At 68.8% G+C, this 14,933-nt stretch carries 15 protein-coding genes and 1 tRNA gene; 9 read left to right on the top strand and 7 right to left on the bottom strand.

What is annotated here, in order from left to right:
- Window positions 1-44: 44 nt before the first annotated feature.
- On the bottom strand, window positions 45-887 hold the full coding sequence (locus F9Z44_RS19475; protein WP_159608344.1) for a c-type cytochrome: 843 nt from the start codon (window positions 885-887) through the stop codon (window positions 45-47).
- A gap of 141 nt (window positions 888-1,028) precedes the next feature.
- Here F9Z44_RS19475 and F9Z44_RS19470 point away from each other — a divergent pair.
- From F9Z44_RS19470 to F9Z44_RS19440, 7 genes are all read left to right on the top strand, one after another.
- Window positions 1,029-1,104: transfer RNA gene (locus F9Z44_RS19470), tRNA-Arg, on the top strand.
- A 149-nt stretch (window positions 1,105-1,253) separates the two neighbouring features.
- A complete protein-coding gene (locus F9Z44_RS19465; protein ID WP_159608343.1) occupies window positions 1,254-2,264 on the top strand; it encodes a 3'-5' exonuclease in 1,011 nt (336 codons plus the stop codon).
- A 95-nt stretch (window positions 2,265-2,359) separates the two neighbouring features.
- Window positions 2,360-3,904 carry a methyl-accepting chemotaxis protein gene (locus F9Z44_RS19460; protein WP_159608342.1) on the top strand — a complete coding sequence of 515 codons (1,545 nt, stop codon included), beginning with the start codon at window positions 2,360-2,362 and terminating at the stop codon, window positions 3,902-3,904.
- 80 nt (window positions 3,905-3,984) lie between these two features.
- Window positions 3,985-4,575: a TetR/AcrR family transcriptional regulator gene (locus F9Z44_RS19455; RefSeq protein ID WP_159608341.1), complete on the top strand. Its 591-nt coding sequence runs from the start codon at window positions 3,985-3,987 to the stop codon at window positions 4,573-4,575.
- Between the two features lie 93 nt (window positions 4,576-4,668).
- The gene (locus F9Z44_RS19450) at window positions 4,669-5,376 is read left to right on the top strand and encodes an SDR family oxidoreductase (RefSeq protein WP_159608340.1); all 708 of its coding nucleotides are present in this window, start codon (window positions 4,669-4,671) and stop codon (window positions 5,374-5,376) included.
- Complete coding sequence (locus tag F9Z44_RS19445; RefSeq protein WP_159608339.1) at window positions 5,373-6,731, top strand: MATE family efflux transporter; 1,359 nt, start codon at window positions 5,373-5,375, stop codon at window positions 6,729-6,731. Before F9Z44_RS19450 ends, F9Z44_RS19445 begins: the two co-directional genes overlap by 4 nt.
- 44 nt (window positions 6,732-6,775) lie before the next feature.
- Window positions 6,776-7,192, top strand: a complete 417-nt coding sequence (locus tag F9Z44_RS19440) for a PaaI family thioesterase (protein ID WP_159608338.1) — start codon at window positions 6,776-6,778, stop codon at window positions 7,190-7,192.
- 15 nt (window positions 7,193-7,207) lie between these two features.
- Here F9Z44_RS19440 and F9Z44_RS19435 read toward each other — a convergent pair whose 3' ends face one another.
- From F9Z44_RS19435 to F9Z44_RS19425, 3 genes are read right to left on the bottom strand one after another with little or no spacing between them, the layout of a single operon-like run.
- A complete protein-coding gene (locus tag F9Z44_RS19435; RefSeq protein ID WP_159608337.1) occupies window positions 7,208-7,588 on the bottom strand; it encodes a thioredoxin family protein in 381 nt (126 codons plus the stop codon).
- A 5-nt stretch (window positions 7,589-7,593) separates the two neighbouring features.
- Window positions 7,594-8,922, bottom strand: coding sequence for a c-type cytochrome (locus tag F9Z44_RS19430; protein ID WP_159608336.1), 1,329 nt, complete (start codon window positions 8,920-8,922; stop codon window positions 7,594-7,596).
- Window positions 8,919-9,665 carry a c-type cytochrome gene (locus tag F9Z44_RS19425; protein WP_159608335.1) on the bottom strand — a complete coding sequence of 249 codons (747 nt, stop codon included), beginning with the start codon at window positions 9,663-9,665 and terminating at the stop codon, window positions 8,919-8,921. Before F9Z44_RS19425 ends, F9Z44_RS19430 begins: the two co-directional genes overlap by 4 nt.
- Window positions 9,666-9,745: 80 nt before the next feature.
- Here F9Z44_RS19425 and F9Z44_RS19420 point away from each other — a divergent pair, with 80 nt between their 5' ends.
- Window positions 9,746-11,185: an aminotransferase-like domain-containing protein gene (locus F9Z44_RS19420; protein ID WP_159608334.1), complete on the top strand. Its 1,440-nt coding sequence runs from the start codon at window positions 9,746-9,748 to the stop codon at window positions 11,183-11,185.
- A 10-nt stretch (window positions 11,186-11,195) separates the two neighbouring features.
- Here F9Z44_RS19420 and F9Z44_RS19415 read toward each other — a convergent pair whose 3' ends face one another.
- On the bottom strand, window positions 11,196-11,639 hold the full coding sequence (locus F9Z44_RS19415) for a PACE efflux transporter (RefSeq protein WP_159608333.1): 444 nt from the start codon (window positions 11,637-11,639) through the stop codon (window positions 11,196-11,198).
- Between the two features lie 84 nt (window positions 11,640-11,723).
- Between F9Z44_RS19415 and F9Z44_RS19410 the strand changes: the two genes are divergently transcribed.
- Window positions 11,724-12,677: a LysR family transcriptional regulator gene (locus F9Z44_RS19410; protein ID WP_159608332.1), complete on the top strand. Its 954-nt coding sequence runs from the start codon at window positions 11,724-11,726 to the stop codon at window positions 12,675-12,677.
- Here F9Z44_RS19410 and F9Z44_RS19405 read toward each other — a convergent pair.
- Together F9Z44_RS19405 and F9Z44_RS19400 are read right to left on the bottom strand one after the other, a co-directional pair.
- Window positions 12,649-13,896, bottom strand: coding sequence for an MFS transporter (locus tag F9Z44_RS19405; RefSeq protein WP_159608331.1), 1,248 nt, complete (start codon window positions 13,894-13,896; stop codon window positions 12,649-12,651). The two genes, F9Z44_RS19410 and F9Z44_RS19405, sit on opposite strands and share 29 nt — an antisense overlap.
- A 135-nt stretch (window positions 13,897-14,031) precedes the next feature.
- Window positions 14,032-14,898, bottom strand: coding sequence for a class II aldolase/adducin family protein (locus F9Z44_RS19400; protein ID WP_159608330.1), 867 nt, complete (start codon window positions 14,896-14,898; stop codon window positions 14,032-14,034).
- Window positions 14,899-14,933 lie beyond the last annotated feature (35 nt).

Below are 14,933 nucleotides of genomic sequence, written 5' to 3'. Positions count from 1 at the left end.
AAAAGCCGGCTTGAAGCCGGCCTTTTTGCGTCGAAGCTGCGCTCTTACTTCACCGCGGCCAGCATGTATTGCACGGCCGACTTGATGTCTGCGTCGGAAGCGGCCGTACCACCCTTTGGCGGCATCGCGCCCTTGCCTTTGATCACGCTGGCGGTCAGACCGTCCAGACCCGTGCCCACGCGGGGAGCCCATGCGGCCTTGTCGGCGAACTTGGGCGCACCGGCCACGCCGGCCACGTGGCAAACGGAGCATGCCTGCTTGTAGAGTGCTTCACCCGCGCCGGCGGCCACCGTGGCCGAGGCGGCGGGTGCCGGGGCTGCAGATGCGGCCGCGACCACGGCCACTGGTGCTGGTGCTGGTGCTGGTGAGACAGCCGGTGCCGCGGCAGCGGCGGGTGCCGCTTCGGGAACGGCGAATTTGCCACCTGCAGCGTTGGCGATGTGCACCACGGCGCGACCGATCTCCACGTCACGGTAGGCGCCGCCGCCTTGCGCGCCCATGGCGCCCTTGCCCTTGAGCGCGGACGTCAGCAGGGCCTCGTATCCAGTGGCAATGCGTGGAGCCCAGGCGGCTGCATCGCCGAACTTGGGTGCGCCCGCCACACCAGCAGCGTGGCAGGCCACGCACTGCGCCGCGTAAACCGCTTCACCCAGCGCCAGCGGACGGTTGGCGTCGCGCAGGTCGACCGTGCCCACACGCTGGATGCGCTGTGCAATGGCCAGTTCCGGATCACCCGCGCCCATGGCGGGCTTGTTGCCCGAGGTTACGAAATAGACCAGCCCGATGATGATGAAAATGGGAGCGACAAATGCGAAGAACGACGTCCACAGCAACTGCGAAGGTGTTTTGATCGGGCCGGTGTGGTGTTCGTGCGCGTGGTCGCTCATGGTGTCCTCAAGGGGTGGCAAGGCGGGTCAACAATCCGACGGAACTTGCCCGCGTGGAAGGGTCGGAAGAGCCTTCGATTATAGCCAACGCCCTCTGCACAGACCTTTCAAATACCCCTCACTGATAGAATTCAGGCGGTTGCGGCTGTAGCTCAGTGGATAGAGTATTGGCCTCCGAAGCCAAGGGTCGTGGGTTCGATCCCCGCCAGCCGCACCAAAAACAACGACTTGCGTGGGCGCCCGCCCATGTGCCACACGTGACCCGCACAGACTCCAGTGCGGCACGCCCCTGATCCCTTCCCGCCCCGGGTCCTGCGCCCATCTCGTGCAGTCCTGGTACTCAGGTGGGTGCATCCGGCTTCGCCGATGAACCAATTCAGTTTCGAGTTCGACCCACCGCATTCAGCGGATGTGTCTGCCGTGCCCGCACCCCTCTCTGCGTCGGCGACGCTGGAGGCGTTGGCCCGGCGGCTGGAGCAGGATCCCGATTTTCGCGTTCTGCGCCGTCTGGTTCCCCTCGCGGATTTCGGGCCAGGGCCGGTGGCTTCAGGGCAAACCACACCGGCCTGCCAGCGCGTGCTGGTGCTCGACACCGAAACCACCGGCCTTTCGCACCAGAGCGACAAGATCATCGAACTGGCCATGCTGCTGGTGCAGGTGGACGTGGCCACGGGCTTGCCGTTCGGACCGGTGGAGCTGTTTGAAGGCTTCGAGGACCCCGGGATGCCCATTCCACCCGTTGCGCAGGAAGTGACGGGCATCAGCGATGACATGGTCAAAGGACACCGGCTGGACGACGCGCGGGTCGAGGCGATGGTGTCGAAGGCCGATCTGGTCGTGGCACACAACGCCGGCTTCGACCGCCCCTTTGTGGAAGCCCGGTTCTCCTGTTTCGCAGCGAAGGCCTGGGCGTGCTCGTTCGCCGACATCGACTGGAAGGCCGCCGGCGCGGGTTCGTCCAAGCTGAGCGCGCTGGCCCAGGACCAGGGATGGTTCTTTGATGCCCACCGCGCGCAGGTGGATTGCCATGCGCTGCTGCAGGTGCTCGCAAAGACGGTGGCCAGGAGCACGACCACGGGCCTGATGCAGCTGATCACGGCGGCCTCGCGGCCCAGCTTCAAACTCCGCGCCACCGGCTCGCCCTTCGAGTCCAAAGACCAGCTCAAGAGCCGAGGCTACCGGTGGGATGCGGACGCCAAGGTCTGGTTCTGCACCGTGGTCGACGCGCAGAAGCTGGAGGACGAGATCGAATGGCTCAAGGCGCAGGTGTATGGGCGGCGCAGCGCGCGCGTGGAGATCGAGGCGCTGGACAGCCTGGTGCGTTACTCGGCGCGATCGGGGGAACTTTCGCAGCGGGGCTTGCAGGCAGCCGGGTGATTCAAGAAATCGGCAAAACAGACGATGCAAGGGCGAAGGTGCCCGCTGCATCGTTTTGCCTTTGCCTCATTTCTCACCCGCCGGAAAGCTCCCTCATGAAACTCAACAACATCAAGGTCGGCAGTCGCCTGGCCCTCGCCTTCGGACTGGTCCTGATCATCACGGCGCTGATGGCCGGCATCGGTGTCTGGCGGCTCCAGGAGCTGGTGACCACCACGCGCCAGCTGGCCACGGTGGACAGCGAGAAGCTGCAGATGGCGGTGCAATGGCGCCAGACCGTCGATCTCAACTGGGTGCGCACCCGCGCTTCCATCCTGGATTCCGACACCAGCCGCCTTCCGATGTGGCAGGCCGACATGGACAAGACCTCCGAAGTCACGCTGGCCTCGCGCAAGCGGCTGGTCGAGCTGGTGGAGTCCGACGCAGGCAAGCAACTGATTGCCGACATCGACGCGGCGCGCGAGGCTTACCGCACGCCACGCGCCAACGCGATGAAGGCGCGCAAGGCCGGCGAAGACGTCAGTGTGATGCTCGAACGCGACCTCAAACCCCTGGCCGACGCTTACATCAACTCGATCTTCAAGCTCGAGCAGCGCCAGCAGGGCATCTACGACGCCGCGCTGAAGGAGGCAGAAGACAAGGCCGCCATGGGTCGCAACATCCTGATCGCCGGCGGCGTGCTGGCCATCCTGCTGGGCGCTGGGGCGGCGTTCGTTCTGAGCCGCTCGATCACCGTGCCGCTGCGCCATGCCGCCCAGAGCGCAAGCCTGATCGCGGGTGGTGATCTCACCCAACCCATCGATACCAGTGGCCGCGACGAAGCCGCCCAGTTGCTGCAGGCCCTCAAGGGCATGCAGGACAGCCTGGTCCGCGTGGTGTCCAACGTGCGTGGCAACGCCGAGGGCGTGGCCACGGCCAGCGCCGAGATTTCCCAGGGCAACAACGACCTGTCCGCGCGCACCGAGCAACAGGCCAGTGCCCTGGAGGAGACCGCCGCTTCCATGGAAGAGCTGAGTTCCACCGTGCGCCAGAACGCCGACAACGCGCAGGCGGCCAACCAGCTGGCCCTGAGCGCTTCTACCGTGGCCACGCAGGGCGGCGACGTGGTGGCTCAGGTGGTGGGCACCATGAAGGGCATCAACGACAGCTCGAAAAAGATCGCCGACATCATCAGCGTGATCGACGGCATCGCCTTCCAGACCAACATCCTGGCGCTCAACGCCGCCGTGGAGGCCGCGCGTGCGGGCGAGCAGGGGCGTGGCTTTGCGGTGGTGGCGGGCGAGGTGCGCAACCTGGCCCAGCGCAGCGCGGGCGCGGCCAAGGAAATCAAGGAACTCATCAACGCCAGCGTGGAACGCGTGGCCCAGGGCACCGCACTGGTGGACCGTGCCGGCGTGACCATGGCCGAGGTGGTGGGCGCCATCCAGCGCGTGACCGACATCATGGGCGAGATCAGCTCGGCCAGCGTCGAGCAGAGTTCGGGTGTGGCGCAGGTGGGCGAAGCCGTGACGCAGATGGACCAGGCCACGCAGCAGAACGCTGCGCTGGTGGAGCAGAGCGCGGCGGCGGCTTCGAGCCTGAAGACGCAGGCGGCCCAGATGGTGCAGGCCGTGGCGGTGTTCAAGCTCGCGCGCGCCTGATCGGCCCGACCCCCAAGCCCGCAAGACGGGCAGGGTCATCGAAATATGATGATCGTCATATGGTTGGGTAGAATGCCGGCATGGACATCGCCCCCAGCCGCAAGGCCCTGACCCACGAGCGCATCCTCGACACTGCGGCGCGTGCGATCCGGCGTGCGGGTTTCCAGGGTGTGGGCGTGGCCGACATCATGAAAGAGGCGGGCCTGACCCACGGTGGTTTCTACGCCCACTTCGCCTCGCGCGACGCCTTGCTGGCCGAAGCCCTGGAGCACGCCGGGCAACAAAGCGCCAGCCGCATCGCCAAGGGCAACGCCACGCGCCAGGCGCGCGGTGCCAGCCCGTTCAAGGCACTCATTGAAGGCTATCTGTCGGACAGCCATCTGAGCGGCACCGAAAACGGCTGTGCCGTGGCAGCACTCGCCTCCGAGATGCCGCGCCAGGCGCCCGACGTGCGTGCGGCCGCCGCGCAGCGCGTGCGCAGCCTGATGGCCCTGGTCGAACGATCCCTGCCCGCCCCCGCCGGGCCCGGCAATGCCGCCGCCATCGCCAGCCAGATGGTGGGTGCGCTTCAGCTGGCGCGTGCCCTGGGCGACAACGCCGAAGGTCGAGCCCTGCTGGCCGCCAACCGCAGCGCCCTGCTGGCGCAGCACGACGCGTCCCCGCGGGACTGAGTCATGTGCCACCCCACCCCGTTTTCCTTCGCTCTTGAATATGACGACCGTCATATTTGAGTTCTCCTCTGCCTTCAACCCGAAACCTGAACCATGCAACTCCACAACGCCACCGTCTTCATCACCGGAGCCAACCGCGGCATCGGCCTGGCCTTTGCCCGCGAGGCGCTGGCCCGTGGCGCGCGCAAGGTCTACGCCGGCGCGCGCAACCCGGCCAGCGTCACGCTGCCGGGTGTCGAGCCGATCGCACTCGATGTCACCCGCCCCGAACAGGTGGCCGCGGCCGCCCGCCACGCCAGCGATGTGACGCTGGTGATCAACAACGCGGGCATCGCGTCCCTGGGCGGCTTCATGGTGGACGGCAGCATCGAGTCGGCCCGCGCCCACATGGAGACCAATTACTTCGGCGTGTTGCGCGTGAGCCAGGCCTTTGCGCCGGTGCTCGCGGCCCACGGCGGCGGTGCCCTGCTCAACGTGCTGTCGGTGGCGAGCTGGATCAATGCGCCCTTGCTCGCGGTCTACGGTTCAAGCAAGTCGGCGGCCTGGGCGCTGACCAACGGACTGCGCAACGACCTGCGCGCGCAAGGCACGCAGGTGCTGGGCCTGCACATGGGCTTTGTGGACACCGACCTCACGCGTGGTCTGGAGATGCCGAAGTCCACACCCGAAGCGATCGTGGGCCGCGCCTTCGACGCGCTGGAGGCCGGCGCCGAGGAAGTTCTGGCTGACGAATTCACGCGGCAGGTCAAGCTCGGCCTGTCGATCGAGCCCGGCGTCTACCTGCGGGACCCACGGGCATGAGCGCCGCGCTGGCTCAATCGCGCGTGCAGCAGATGCTGCACGCGCCGCTGCTGTCCACGCTGTTTCGCCTGGCCACGCCCAACGTCATGGGCCTGTTCGCGGCGACCATCGTGATCGGCTACGACGGCTACATCCTCGGGCGCGTGGGCGCGGATGCGCTGGCCGGCATTGCACTGGTGTTTCCGCTGTCGATGCTGATGCTGCAGATGTCGGCGGGCGGCATTGGTGGCGCCACCACCGCCGCCGTGGCGCGCGCGCTGGGGGCCGGGCGTGGTGAAGACGCCAGCCGCCTGGCGCAGCAGGCGCTGCTCATCTCGGCCGCGCTGGCCGCGCTGTTCATGCTGGTCCTGCTCGGCTTCGGGCGCCCCATCTTCAGCGGCATGGGCGGGCGCGGTGCCGCGCTGGAAGCCGCGCTGGCGTATTCGAACGTGCTGTTCAGCGGCGCGTTGATCATCTGGTTCACCAACGTGCTCGCCGCCGTGGTGCGCGGCGCGGGCAACATGGTGCTGCCATCGGTGCTGCTGCTGGGCACCGCGCTGCTGCACCTGGCGCTGTGCCCGCTCCTGGTGTTTGGCTGGGGGCCCTGGCCGGGCCTGGGAGTGGCGGGTGCTGCGGTGAGCACCCTGGTGGTCAACGCGCTGTCGGCGGTGGTGATGGTGGTCCACCTGCTCAGGCGCGATGGCGCCGTGCACCTGCAGCGCGCACCGTGGCGCCCGCATGGGCCGCTGCTGCGCGACATCCTGCGCGTGGGCTTGCCGGCGTCCATGAGCCCGGTGATCAGCAACGCCTCCATCGCGGTGGCCACTGCCCTGGTGGGCAGCTACGGCACGGCCGCGCTCGCGGGCTACGGCGTGGCGGCGCGGCTGGAGTACATCCTGGTGCCGATCGCGTTTGGCTTCGGCACCGCGCTGACCGCCATGGTGGCGACCAACATGGGGGCAGGGCAGTCGGCGCGCGCGGTGCGCGTGGCCTGGGTGGGTGGTGCGGTGGTGGCCGCGATCACCGGCACCATCGGCCTGGTCGCCGCTGTGGCGCCCGCGCTGTGGATGGGCCTGTTCACCACCGACGCCGAGGTGCTTGCGCTGGGCGCCACCTACCTCAACATCGTGGGCGGGGGTTATGCCTTCTTCGGCCTGGGCCTGGCGCTGTTCTTCGCGTCGCAGGGCGCGGGGCGCATGTTCTGGCCGCTGGCTGGCAGCATGGGCCGCCTGGTGATCCTGCTGGTCGGTGGCTGGCTCTGCGTGCACGTGTTCAAGACCCCGGCGAGCGCGCTCTTTGCCGTGGTCGCGCTCAGCCTGGTGGCCTATGGCTCCACGCTGGCCATCGCGATCCGCCTGGGCAGCTGGACCCGATGACCTCCCTTGATCCCCGTCCTTCACCTTCAACACAGGAGACCTGCATGACCACGAGTGCAGCCGAATTCAACCAGCGCGGGGCCGGTGCCCTGCCCGGCCACCTGGGGCTGGTATTCACACACGTCAGTTCACAGGAGGTCCGCGCCGAGCTGGCCGTCAAGCCCACCACCATGGCGCCCAACGGCTTCCTGCACGCGGGCAGCGTGGTCACGCTGGCCGACACCAGTTGTGGTTATGGCTGTGTGGCCAACCTGCCGGCAGAGGCCACCGGCTTCACCACCATCGAGCTCAAGAGCAACCACCTGGGCACGGCACGGGAGGGCACCATCGAGTGCGTGGCCCGGCCCGCCCATGTGGGCCGCACCACGCAGGTGTGGGATGCGGTCGTCACGCACCGCGAGACGGGCAAGACGATCGCGCTGTTCCGCTGCACGCAGATGGTGCTGTACCCCAAGGGCTGACGTGGGGCCGCTGGCTCAGGCTGGCAACTGGCCTGGCGGCGCGGGCATCTGCTGCAGCCGCGCCAGGACCTCGGCCGCCGCTTCGTCGGGCGCCTGGGGCGCTTGCGTCACGCGGCCCAGCGCGAAGGGCTGCAGGAACGACCTGAACCGCGCGGCGTTGCCGGGCGCCTCGCCAAAGAAGACCAGCTGATCGTCCATGCCCACCAGCACGGTGGGGAAGGTGGTGATGTCCAGCGCTTCCACCAGTGCCGCGTGGTCCTCGACGTCGATCCACAGCCAGGTGGCCGAGGGATGCTCCCGCGCCAGGGCCAGGAAGTCGGGCGCCAGGTCGCGGCAAACGTGGCACCACTGCGCGCAGAGACCAACGATCCAGGGCTTGGGCGTGGGCGTGGGCATGGGGGCTATCTGGCGGCCGCGCTTCGCAGCTGCTGCACGTCGAGCGCCGAGACCGGTGGCGCGTCGTGGCCCCACGCGCTCCTCACATAGGTCAGCAGATCGGCGACGTCCTCGCCGCTGAGGTCGAGTACGAACGGCGGCATGCCGAAGGGGCGCGGGTGCCCCGCCGTGCTGGGGCCGAAGCCGCCATAGAGCACCGCCTGCACCAGGTTGGCTGGCACGCCTTGCAGCACGGTGCTGTTGCCCGCCAGCGCCGGGTAGGCCCAGGCGCCATCGCTGCCCCGGATGCCTTGCCCCTGCGCGCCGTGGCATTGCGCGCATTGCTGTTCGTAGAGCTTGCCGCCTCGGGCCAGCGCTGTGTCTGACCGCGCCTCGGTCTTTGGAAGCACCCGGCTGCGGGTCGCCGGAAGCGCCTTCAGGTACACGGCCATGGCCTGCAGATCGCCGATCTCCCAGTGTTGCGTGCTGTGCTGGACCACCTCCGCCATGGGGCCGGTGACGATGTGGCCACCGCTGCGGCCGGTCTGGAACAGCGCGACGATGTCGGCCACTTCGCGCTCCTGCACGCCACCGTCGGCGGGGTCGAGCAGCGAGGGCGCGTACCAGCCCTGTGCCGCCATGAGCCCGCCGGCGAGCGAGAGCATGTCGCTGCTGCCGCCCAGGGCGTTGCGCGGCACATGGCAGGCGCTGCAATGCGCCAGCCCGTTCACCAGGTAAGCGCCGCGTTGCAGCTCGTTGACCGCGGCGCCGTTGTCGGCCACAGGGGCCATGGCTTCGCCGGGCCGGAAGTACAGCGTGCGCCAGGCCTTGAGCGCGGCCTGCGAGTCCAGGTACCGACCCAGGTCGTTGGGGGGCGCGGTCGCCTGCACCGGCGCCAGGCTGCTGAAAAACGCGAACAGCGCATCGCTGTCGGGCCGCGTGACGTAGGTGGTGTTGGTGTACGGGAAGGCCGGGTTCAACAGGCGCCCGTCGCGCGACTGCCCGTGGTGCAGGGCACGCCAGAAGTCGTCGGCGCTCCAGTCTTTCAGACCGGTGCTGTCGGGGGTGAGGTTGCTGCTGTACGCAGTGCCGAAAGGCGTGGCGATGCCGCGCCCGCCCGCGAATGCGGCACCGCCCCGCGCGGTGTGGCAACCCATGCAGTTGCCCAGCAGGGCGAGGTAACGACCGCGCTCGATGGTGGCGGCGTCGTCCAGGCGGGTGGTGGGGCTGGCGGGCTGCACGGCCACGGGCCGGGATGGCCAGAGCAGCCAGGCGCCAGCACAGAGCAACAAGGCCAGCAGGACCAGCGCCACGACCGCGCCGCTGCCACGCCGACGAAGCGGAGGCGCGCTCATGGCCGCACCTCTTTCACCGGCATCGGTTTCGGTGCCACGGGCGGCGTGAAACTGCCGCACGCCAGGGGGGCCTTGGTGCCGCTGGACGCCACCGGCGCGGCGGCCTGCGGCACGGGTTGCGCAGCGAGCCAGGCGCTCACGGCCGCCACGTCCTTGGCCGGCAGGCGGCGGGCGATGGTGGCCATGCAGTCGGGTGCCTGTGCCTGGCGGTTGCCGTTGTGCCAGGCGCCGAGCTGCGCGTTGATGTAGTCCGGGGGCAGGCCCAGCAGCCCGGGCGCGGCGGGTTGCACGCCGGTGAGTGCGGCGCCGTGGCAGGCGGTGCAGGCCGGTACCTGCCGAGCAGCGTCGCCGCGCAGCGCGAGCTGCTCGCCCCGCTGCAACACGGCGGCCGGCGCCCGGGCCGGCAGGGCCGGCGCGTGGGGCAGGTCGAGCGATGCGAAGTGGTGCGCGATCTCCCACAGGTAGGCATCGCTCAGTGGATCGACCATGCGTGCCATCAAGGCGTGTTTGCGCTGGCCGTTCTGGAAATGCTTGAGCTGGTTGTAGAGGTAGCCGGCCGGCTTGCCGGCGATGCGGGGGTAGTAGCCATCGGGGCGGGCACGCCCCTGCTGGCCGTGGCAACTGGCGCAGGCCTGCACCCGTTGGGCCAGGGTGTCTTCAAAGCGGGGGGCAGGCTGTGCGGCAGCGCCCCACGGGAGGCAGGCGGTGAGCAGCAGGGCGGCAAGGGATGGAATGGGGAGCATGTGGGTATCCTCGGCACAATTCATCTGATGCGCAAGATTCAGATTTATTGAAAAACAACCAGATCAGATGGTGGGTGCCGATGAACCATTTTCGCCTGAGCCGCTACCAGCAACTGGCCGATGAGCTGGCCACGGCCATCCGGGGTGGCGTGCTGCGCCCGGGCGAGCGCCTGCCTTCGGTGCGCGAGACCTGCCAGCAGCGCGGCATGAGCCCGTCCACCGTGTTCCAGGCCTACGCCCAGCTGGAGGCCGAGGGCCTGGTCGAGGCGCGGGCTCGCTCCGGGTTTTATGTGCGGGCCACTCGGCGCGCGGTGCGGGCCGGCCCCCAGGTGGCCGCACCGCGCAGCGAAGCCACGCCGGTGGCCATCAGCGAGCTGGTGTTCGATCTGCTGGGGTCCACGCGCGACGCCGACGTGGTTCCGCTGGGCTCGGCGTTTCCGGCGTCGCACCTGTTCCCGTTTGACGAACTGGCCCGGTGCGGCGCACGCGCCATGCGCGGCCTCCAGCCGGCCCGGATCACCGGCGCCCTGACCGCAGGCGACGAAGGGCTGCGCCAGGCCCTGCGTCGGCGTTATGCCTTGCAGGGCCTGCCGCTGGCGGAGAGCGAACTCATCATCACCAACGGGGCCATGGAAGCGCTCAACCTCTGCCTGCAGGCGGTCACGCAGCCGGGGGATGTGGTGGTGGTCGAGTCGCCCACGTTTTATGCGGCCTTGCAGGCGCTGGAGCGCCTGCACCTGAAGGCGGTGGAGGTGGCCACCGATCCGCGCGACGGCGTGGACCTGGAGGCGCTGAGCGTGCTGCTGGAGCGGCACAAGGTGGCCGCCTGCTGGTTCATGCCGAGTTTCCAGAACCCGCTGGGCGCGCTGATGTCGCCTGCCCGCAAGAAGGCGCTGGTCGAGTTGCTCGCGCGCCACCGCGTGCCGCTGATCGAGGACGACGTGTACGGCGAGCTGTATGCGGGCTCGTTGCGCCCGCCGCCGGCCAAGGCCTTCGACCAGGACGGTGGTGTGCTGCACTGCTCGTCGTTCTCCAAGAGCCTGGCGCCCGGCTACCGGGTGGGCTGGGCCGCCGCCGGGCGCCATGCGCCACGGGTGGAGCGGCTCAAGATGACGACCTCGCTGGCCACCGCGCTGCCCACCCAGCTCGCACTTGCCGACTACCTGGCCCAGGGTGGCTACGACCGCCACCTGCGGCGCCTGCGCGAGTCCCTGTCGGCGCAGCGAAAACACGCGCTGCGGCTGATCGAGCGGCATTTCCCGCCGGGCACGCGCACCACCCGGCCCGAGGGCGGTTATTTCATCTGGCTCGAACTGCCGCCCTCGGTGGACGCCCTCGCGCTGCACCACCGGGCCCGCGCACAGTCGATCAGCACCGCACCCGGTGCGCTGTTTTCAGCCGACCGTCGCTTCACCCACCACCTGCGCCTCAACGTCGGTCATCCGGGTGACGACCGCGTGGACGCGGCACTGCGCACGCTGGGCGCGCTGGCCACCGAGATGGCGCGCTCGGCGCACTGAGCGCGCGGCATCAGGGCGCCTGGACCGCCATGCCCTTGCTGGCCGAGGCCGGCAGGCCGAACACCGCGTCAAAGGCCCAGTTGAAGGCGAAGGTGTAGACCAGAAAGAAGACCACCAGCGCCATGTCCATCACCAGCGCCTGCCACAGGCTCACCCCGAGCCACCAGGCGATCAGGGGCACCAGCATGACGACCAGCCCGATCTCGAAGCTCACCGCGTGCAGCACACGCCGTTTCACGCTGCGCCCGGTGGTGGCTTGCCGCGCTTCCCAGCGTTCAAAGAAGGTGTTGAAGACGAGGTTCCATACGACCGCCACCGACGAGGTGGCGATGGCCAGCGTTCCGCTGTCCAGCAGGCTGTGGCCCGACATGAGCATCAAGCCCCAGCCGGCCAGCGCGATGGCCACCACTTCGTACAGACTGATGTACACCACACGTCTCCAGATTCCCTGCACAGCTCGACTCCGTTGTTTCAATGCCGGCACTTTATGTCGGCGTGGCTGATACTGGAAGTCAGCTTCTATCAGGAGAACTGACAGATGAAATTCGACTTCGAATCCCTCAAGGTGTTTCTCGCGGTGCTGGATCACGGCTCTTTTTCGGCGGCCGCCCGGTCGTTGGGCAAGGTGCCGTCGGCGGTCAGCATGACGATTGCCCACCTCGAGGCCGACCTGAACCTCGTGCTGTTCGACCGCAGCGGCCGCGAGCCCAGGCCCACGCCGCAAGCGGTGTCCCTGGTGCCGCAGGCGCGGCTGCTGGCGGAGCAGCTGCTCAAGCTGGACACGCACGCCCTGGCGCTCACCCAGGGACTGGAGCCCTGCCTGACCATTGCGGTGGCGCCGGAGCTGCTGGCGGCCACGCCGTGGAGCGCGGCACTTGTGCAGCTGTCGGCCGAACACCCGCTGCTGGAGGTGGAGGTGCTGGCGGCGCCACAGACCGATGCCCTGGGCATGTTGCACAGCGGGCGCGCTCACGTGGCCCTGGTCTTCGAGCGCGCGAGCCTCGATGCGCGCGAGGGCTTCCAGGAGGTCGGTCGCGAGATCCTGGTGGCCGTGGTGGCGCCCACGCATCCCCTGCTGAGCGGGCGCAAGGCCACGCGGGGCTTGCGCGAGGACGACCTCGCGGTGGAGCGGCAGATCATCGTGGCGGGCCGCCACTCGGGGGACGTGGACGAACGCATCGTGATGTCCCGCCACCAATGGCGCACCGACACGCCGGTGGCCGCCATGGGGCTGGTGATCGCCGGGCTGGGCTGGGCGTGGTTGCCACAGGGCTTCGTGCGCGCGCCCCTGGCCGCCGGGCAGCTGGTGCAGATCCCGCTGGAGAATTTCAGCAACGCCATGCCGCTGTGGGTGGACGCCGTCTGGCCGAAGGCGCGCCCGCTCGGCGTGGCGGCGCGCCGCTTTCTGACCTTGCTCGACGGCGTGCGCAGGCAGAACGAACCGCAGGGCAAGGCCGCCGTGATCAAGCGCCGGCCAGCTGCGCGCGGGTGATGCGGCGCACCCGGAAGTACAGCCACAGCGCGATGCTCATGTTGAGCAGGTTGAAGGCGATGCCGTTGAGAAAGGCCGCGTGGTAGCTGCCGGTCAGGTCGAACACCCAGCCCGACATCCAGCCGCCCAGGGCCATGCCCACCAGCGTGGCCATGATCACCGCGCCCACCCGCGCGCCCGCCTCCCGGGGTGGGAAGTACTCGCGCACGATGATGGCGTAGGACGGCACGATGCCGCCCTGGAACAGGCCGAACAGCGCGGCAATCAGGTAGAGCGAGACCAGCCCGTCGAACGGCAGGAACATCAGCAGCGCCACGCACTGCAGGGCCGAGCCCAGCAGCAGCGTGCGGATGCCGCCGATGCGGTCGCAGATCCAGCCCGAGATGAGCCGGCTGGCGATGCCGCAGAACAGCATGAGCGAGAGCATCTCGGCACCGCGCGCCGCGCCAAAACCCAGGTCGGTGCAATAGGCCACGATGTGGACCTGGGGCATGGACATGGCCACGCAGCAGCCCACGCCGGCCACGCACAGCAGGGCCATCGCGTGGTTGGGGCTCAGACCGAAGGGCCGGCTGGTGTCGGGCGCGGCCTCACCCACGCTCACCGGGGTGGTCACCACCAGCGGCGGACGCTGGCGCATGAGGTTGGCCAGCAGGAACATGCCGCTGCCGCACACCAGCCCAAGGATCATGTAGGTCTGGCGCCAGCCGATGGTCTCGATGCCCCACTGCACCAGCGGCGGCCACACCGTGCCGGCCACGTAGTTGCCGCTGGCGGCGATGGCCACCGCCATGCCGCGGCGTTTGTTCCACCACAGGGCCGTGTCGGCCAGCAAGGGTGCAAAGGTGGACGAGCTGCCCAGCATGCCCAGCAGCAGCCCGTGCGCCAGGCCAAAGGTCCAGATGCTGCCTGAGTAAGCCGCCCAGATGAAACCACCCGCCACCGCCACCGCGCCCACTCGCAGCACCGGCGTGATGCCGTGCCGGTCGGCCAGCCTGCCGGTGAACAGGCCACCGATGCCGAGGCAGATCATCATGAGTGTGTAGGGCAGGGAAGCATCGGCCCGGCCCACGCCGAACTCCGCCTGCACCGCCGGCAGCACCACCGCCACCACATACATGCCGCTGTTGCCCAGCGTCACCAGCCCCAGCGTGGTGAGCAGGCGGCGCGCAGCCACGCGCGAGTCGATGAGGCTGGGGTCGGCGGGCGTGTGGGGCATGCGGTCGATGCTACGCCGCGCAGGACAGCGCGCTTGTCGCACGCGTGCGATCCGGCGCCGGGCCGCCCCAAGCCGGATCAGCCCCCTCGGGGGGCAGCGACCCGCGCAGCGGTGGAGCGTGGGGGCACCGTTTTTTCAATCGAACAGATCAGGCTCGCTGCGCACCAGGTCGTTCCAGATCGCCTGGAAGTGCAGCCACCCGATGTACTCGCTGCCCACGTGCTCGCGGCTGTAGCGCGCGCGTTCGGCCGGCACCAGGCGCGGGGTGGCGCCGGTGGCCATCACGGCGAGTTGTTGCTGGCAGCAACGCTCCAGCGCGATGAACCAGAACGCCGCAGCCTCGATGCTGTGGCGGCTGGCGGTGAACAGGCCGTGGTTCTGGTGGATGGCCGCTTTCACGCCCTTGAACCAGTCGGCCACCTTCAGGCCAGCCTTCACTTCCACCGCCACCTGGCCGGCTTCGTCGCCAATGACCACATGGTCTTCAAAGAACGCAGCGGCGTCCTGCGAGATCGGCTGCAATGGCTGGCCCAGTGAGGCGAACGCCGTGCCGTAGACCGTGTGGGCGTGGCACATGGCAATGATGTCGGGGTGCGCCTCGTGGACCGCCGCGTGCAACACGAAGCCGGCGCGGTTGACCGCGTGGCGGCCTTCGACCACCTGGCCCTGGTGGTCCACCAGGATCAGGTTGGACACCTTCACCTGCGCGAAATGCACCGCCATCGGGTTGGTCCAGTACAGGTGCGGGTGCTCGGGATCGCGGATGGTCAGGTGGCCGGCGAAGCCGTAGTCGAAGCCCTGGCGGGCAAACGCGCGGCAGGCGCCGGCCAGGCGTTCTTTCAGGTACTGGCGCTCCTGCTTCACGTCGTCGAACGTGGGGATGCCGGGGTAAATCAGGCCGGGCTGGTCGGGCTGGTAGATCGAGACCTTGGGGTCGGTCAGCGGGTCGTGGCGGTATTCCTTCTGGCCCAGTGCTGAGAGTTTTTCGAGTACGGCGGACATGGTGTCTCCTCGGGTGGTGATAAGCCGTGATGGTC

It is taken from the genome of Hydrogenophaga sp. PBL-H3 (assembly GCF_010104355.1).
Classification (GTDB): Bacteria; Pseudomonadota; Gammaproteobacteria; order Burkholderiales; family Burkholderiaceae_C; genus Hydrogenophaga.
This window is presented reverse-complemented; position numbering and strand designations above follow the sequence as displayed.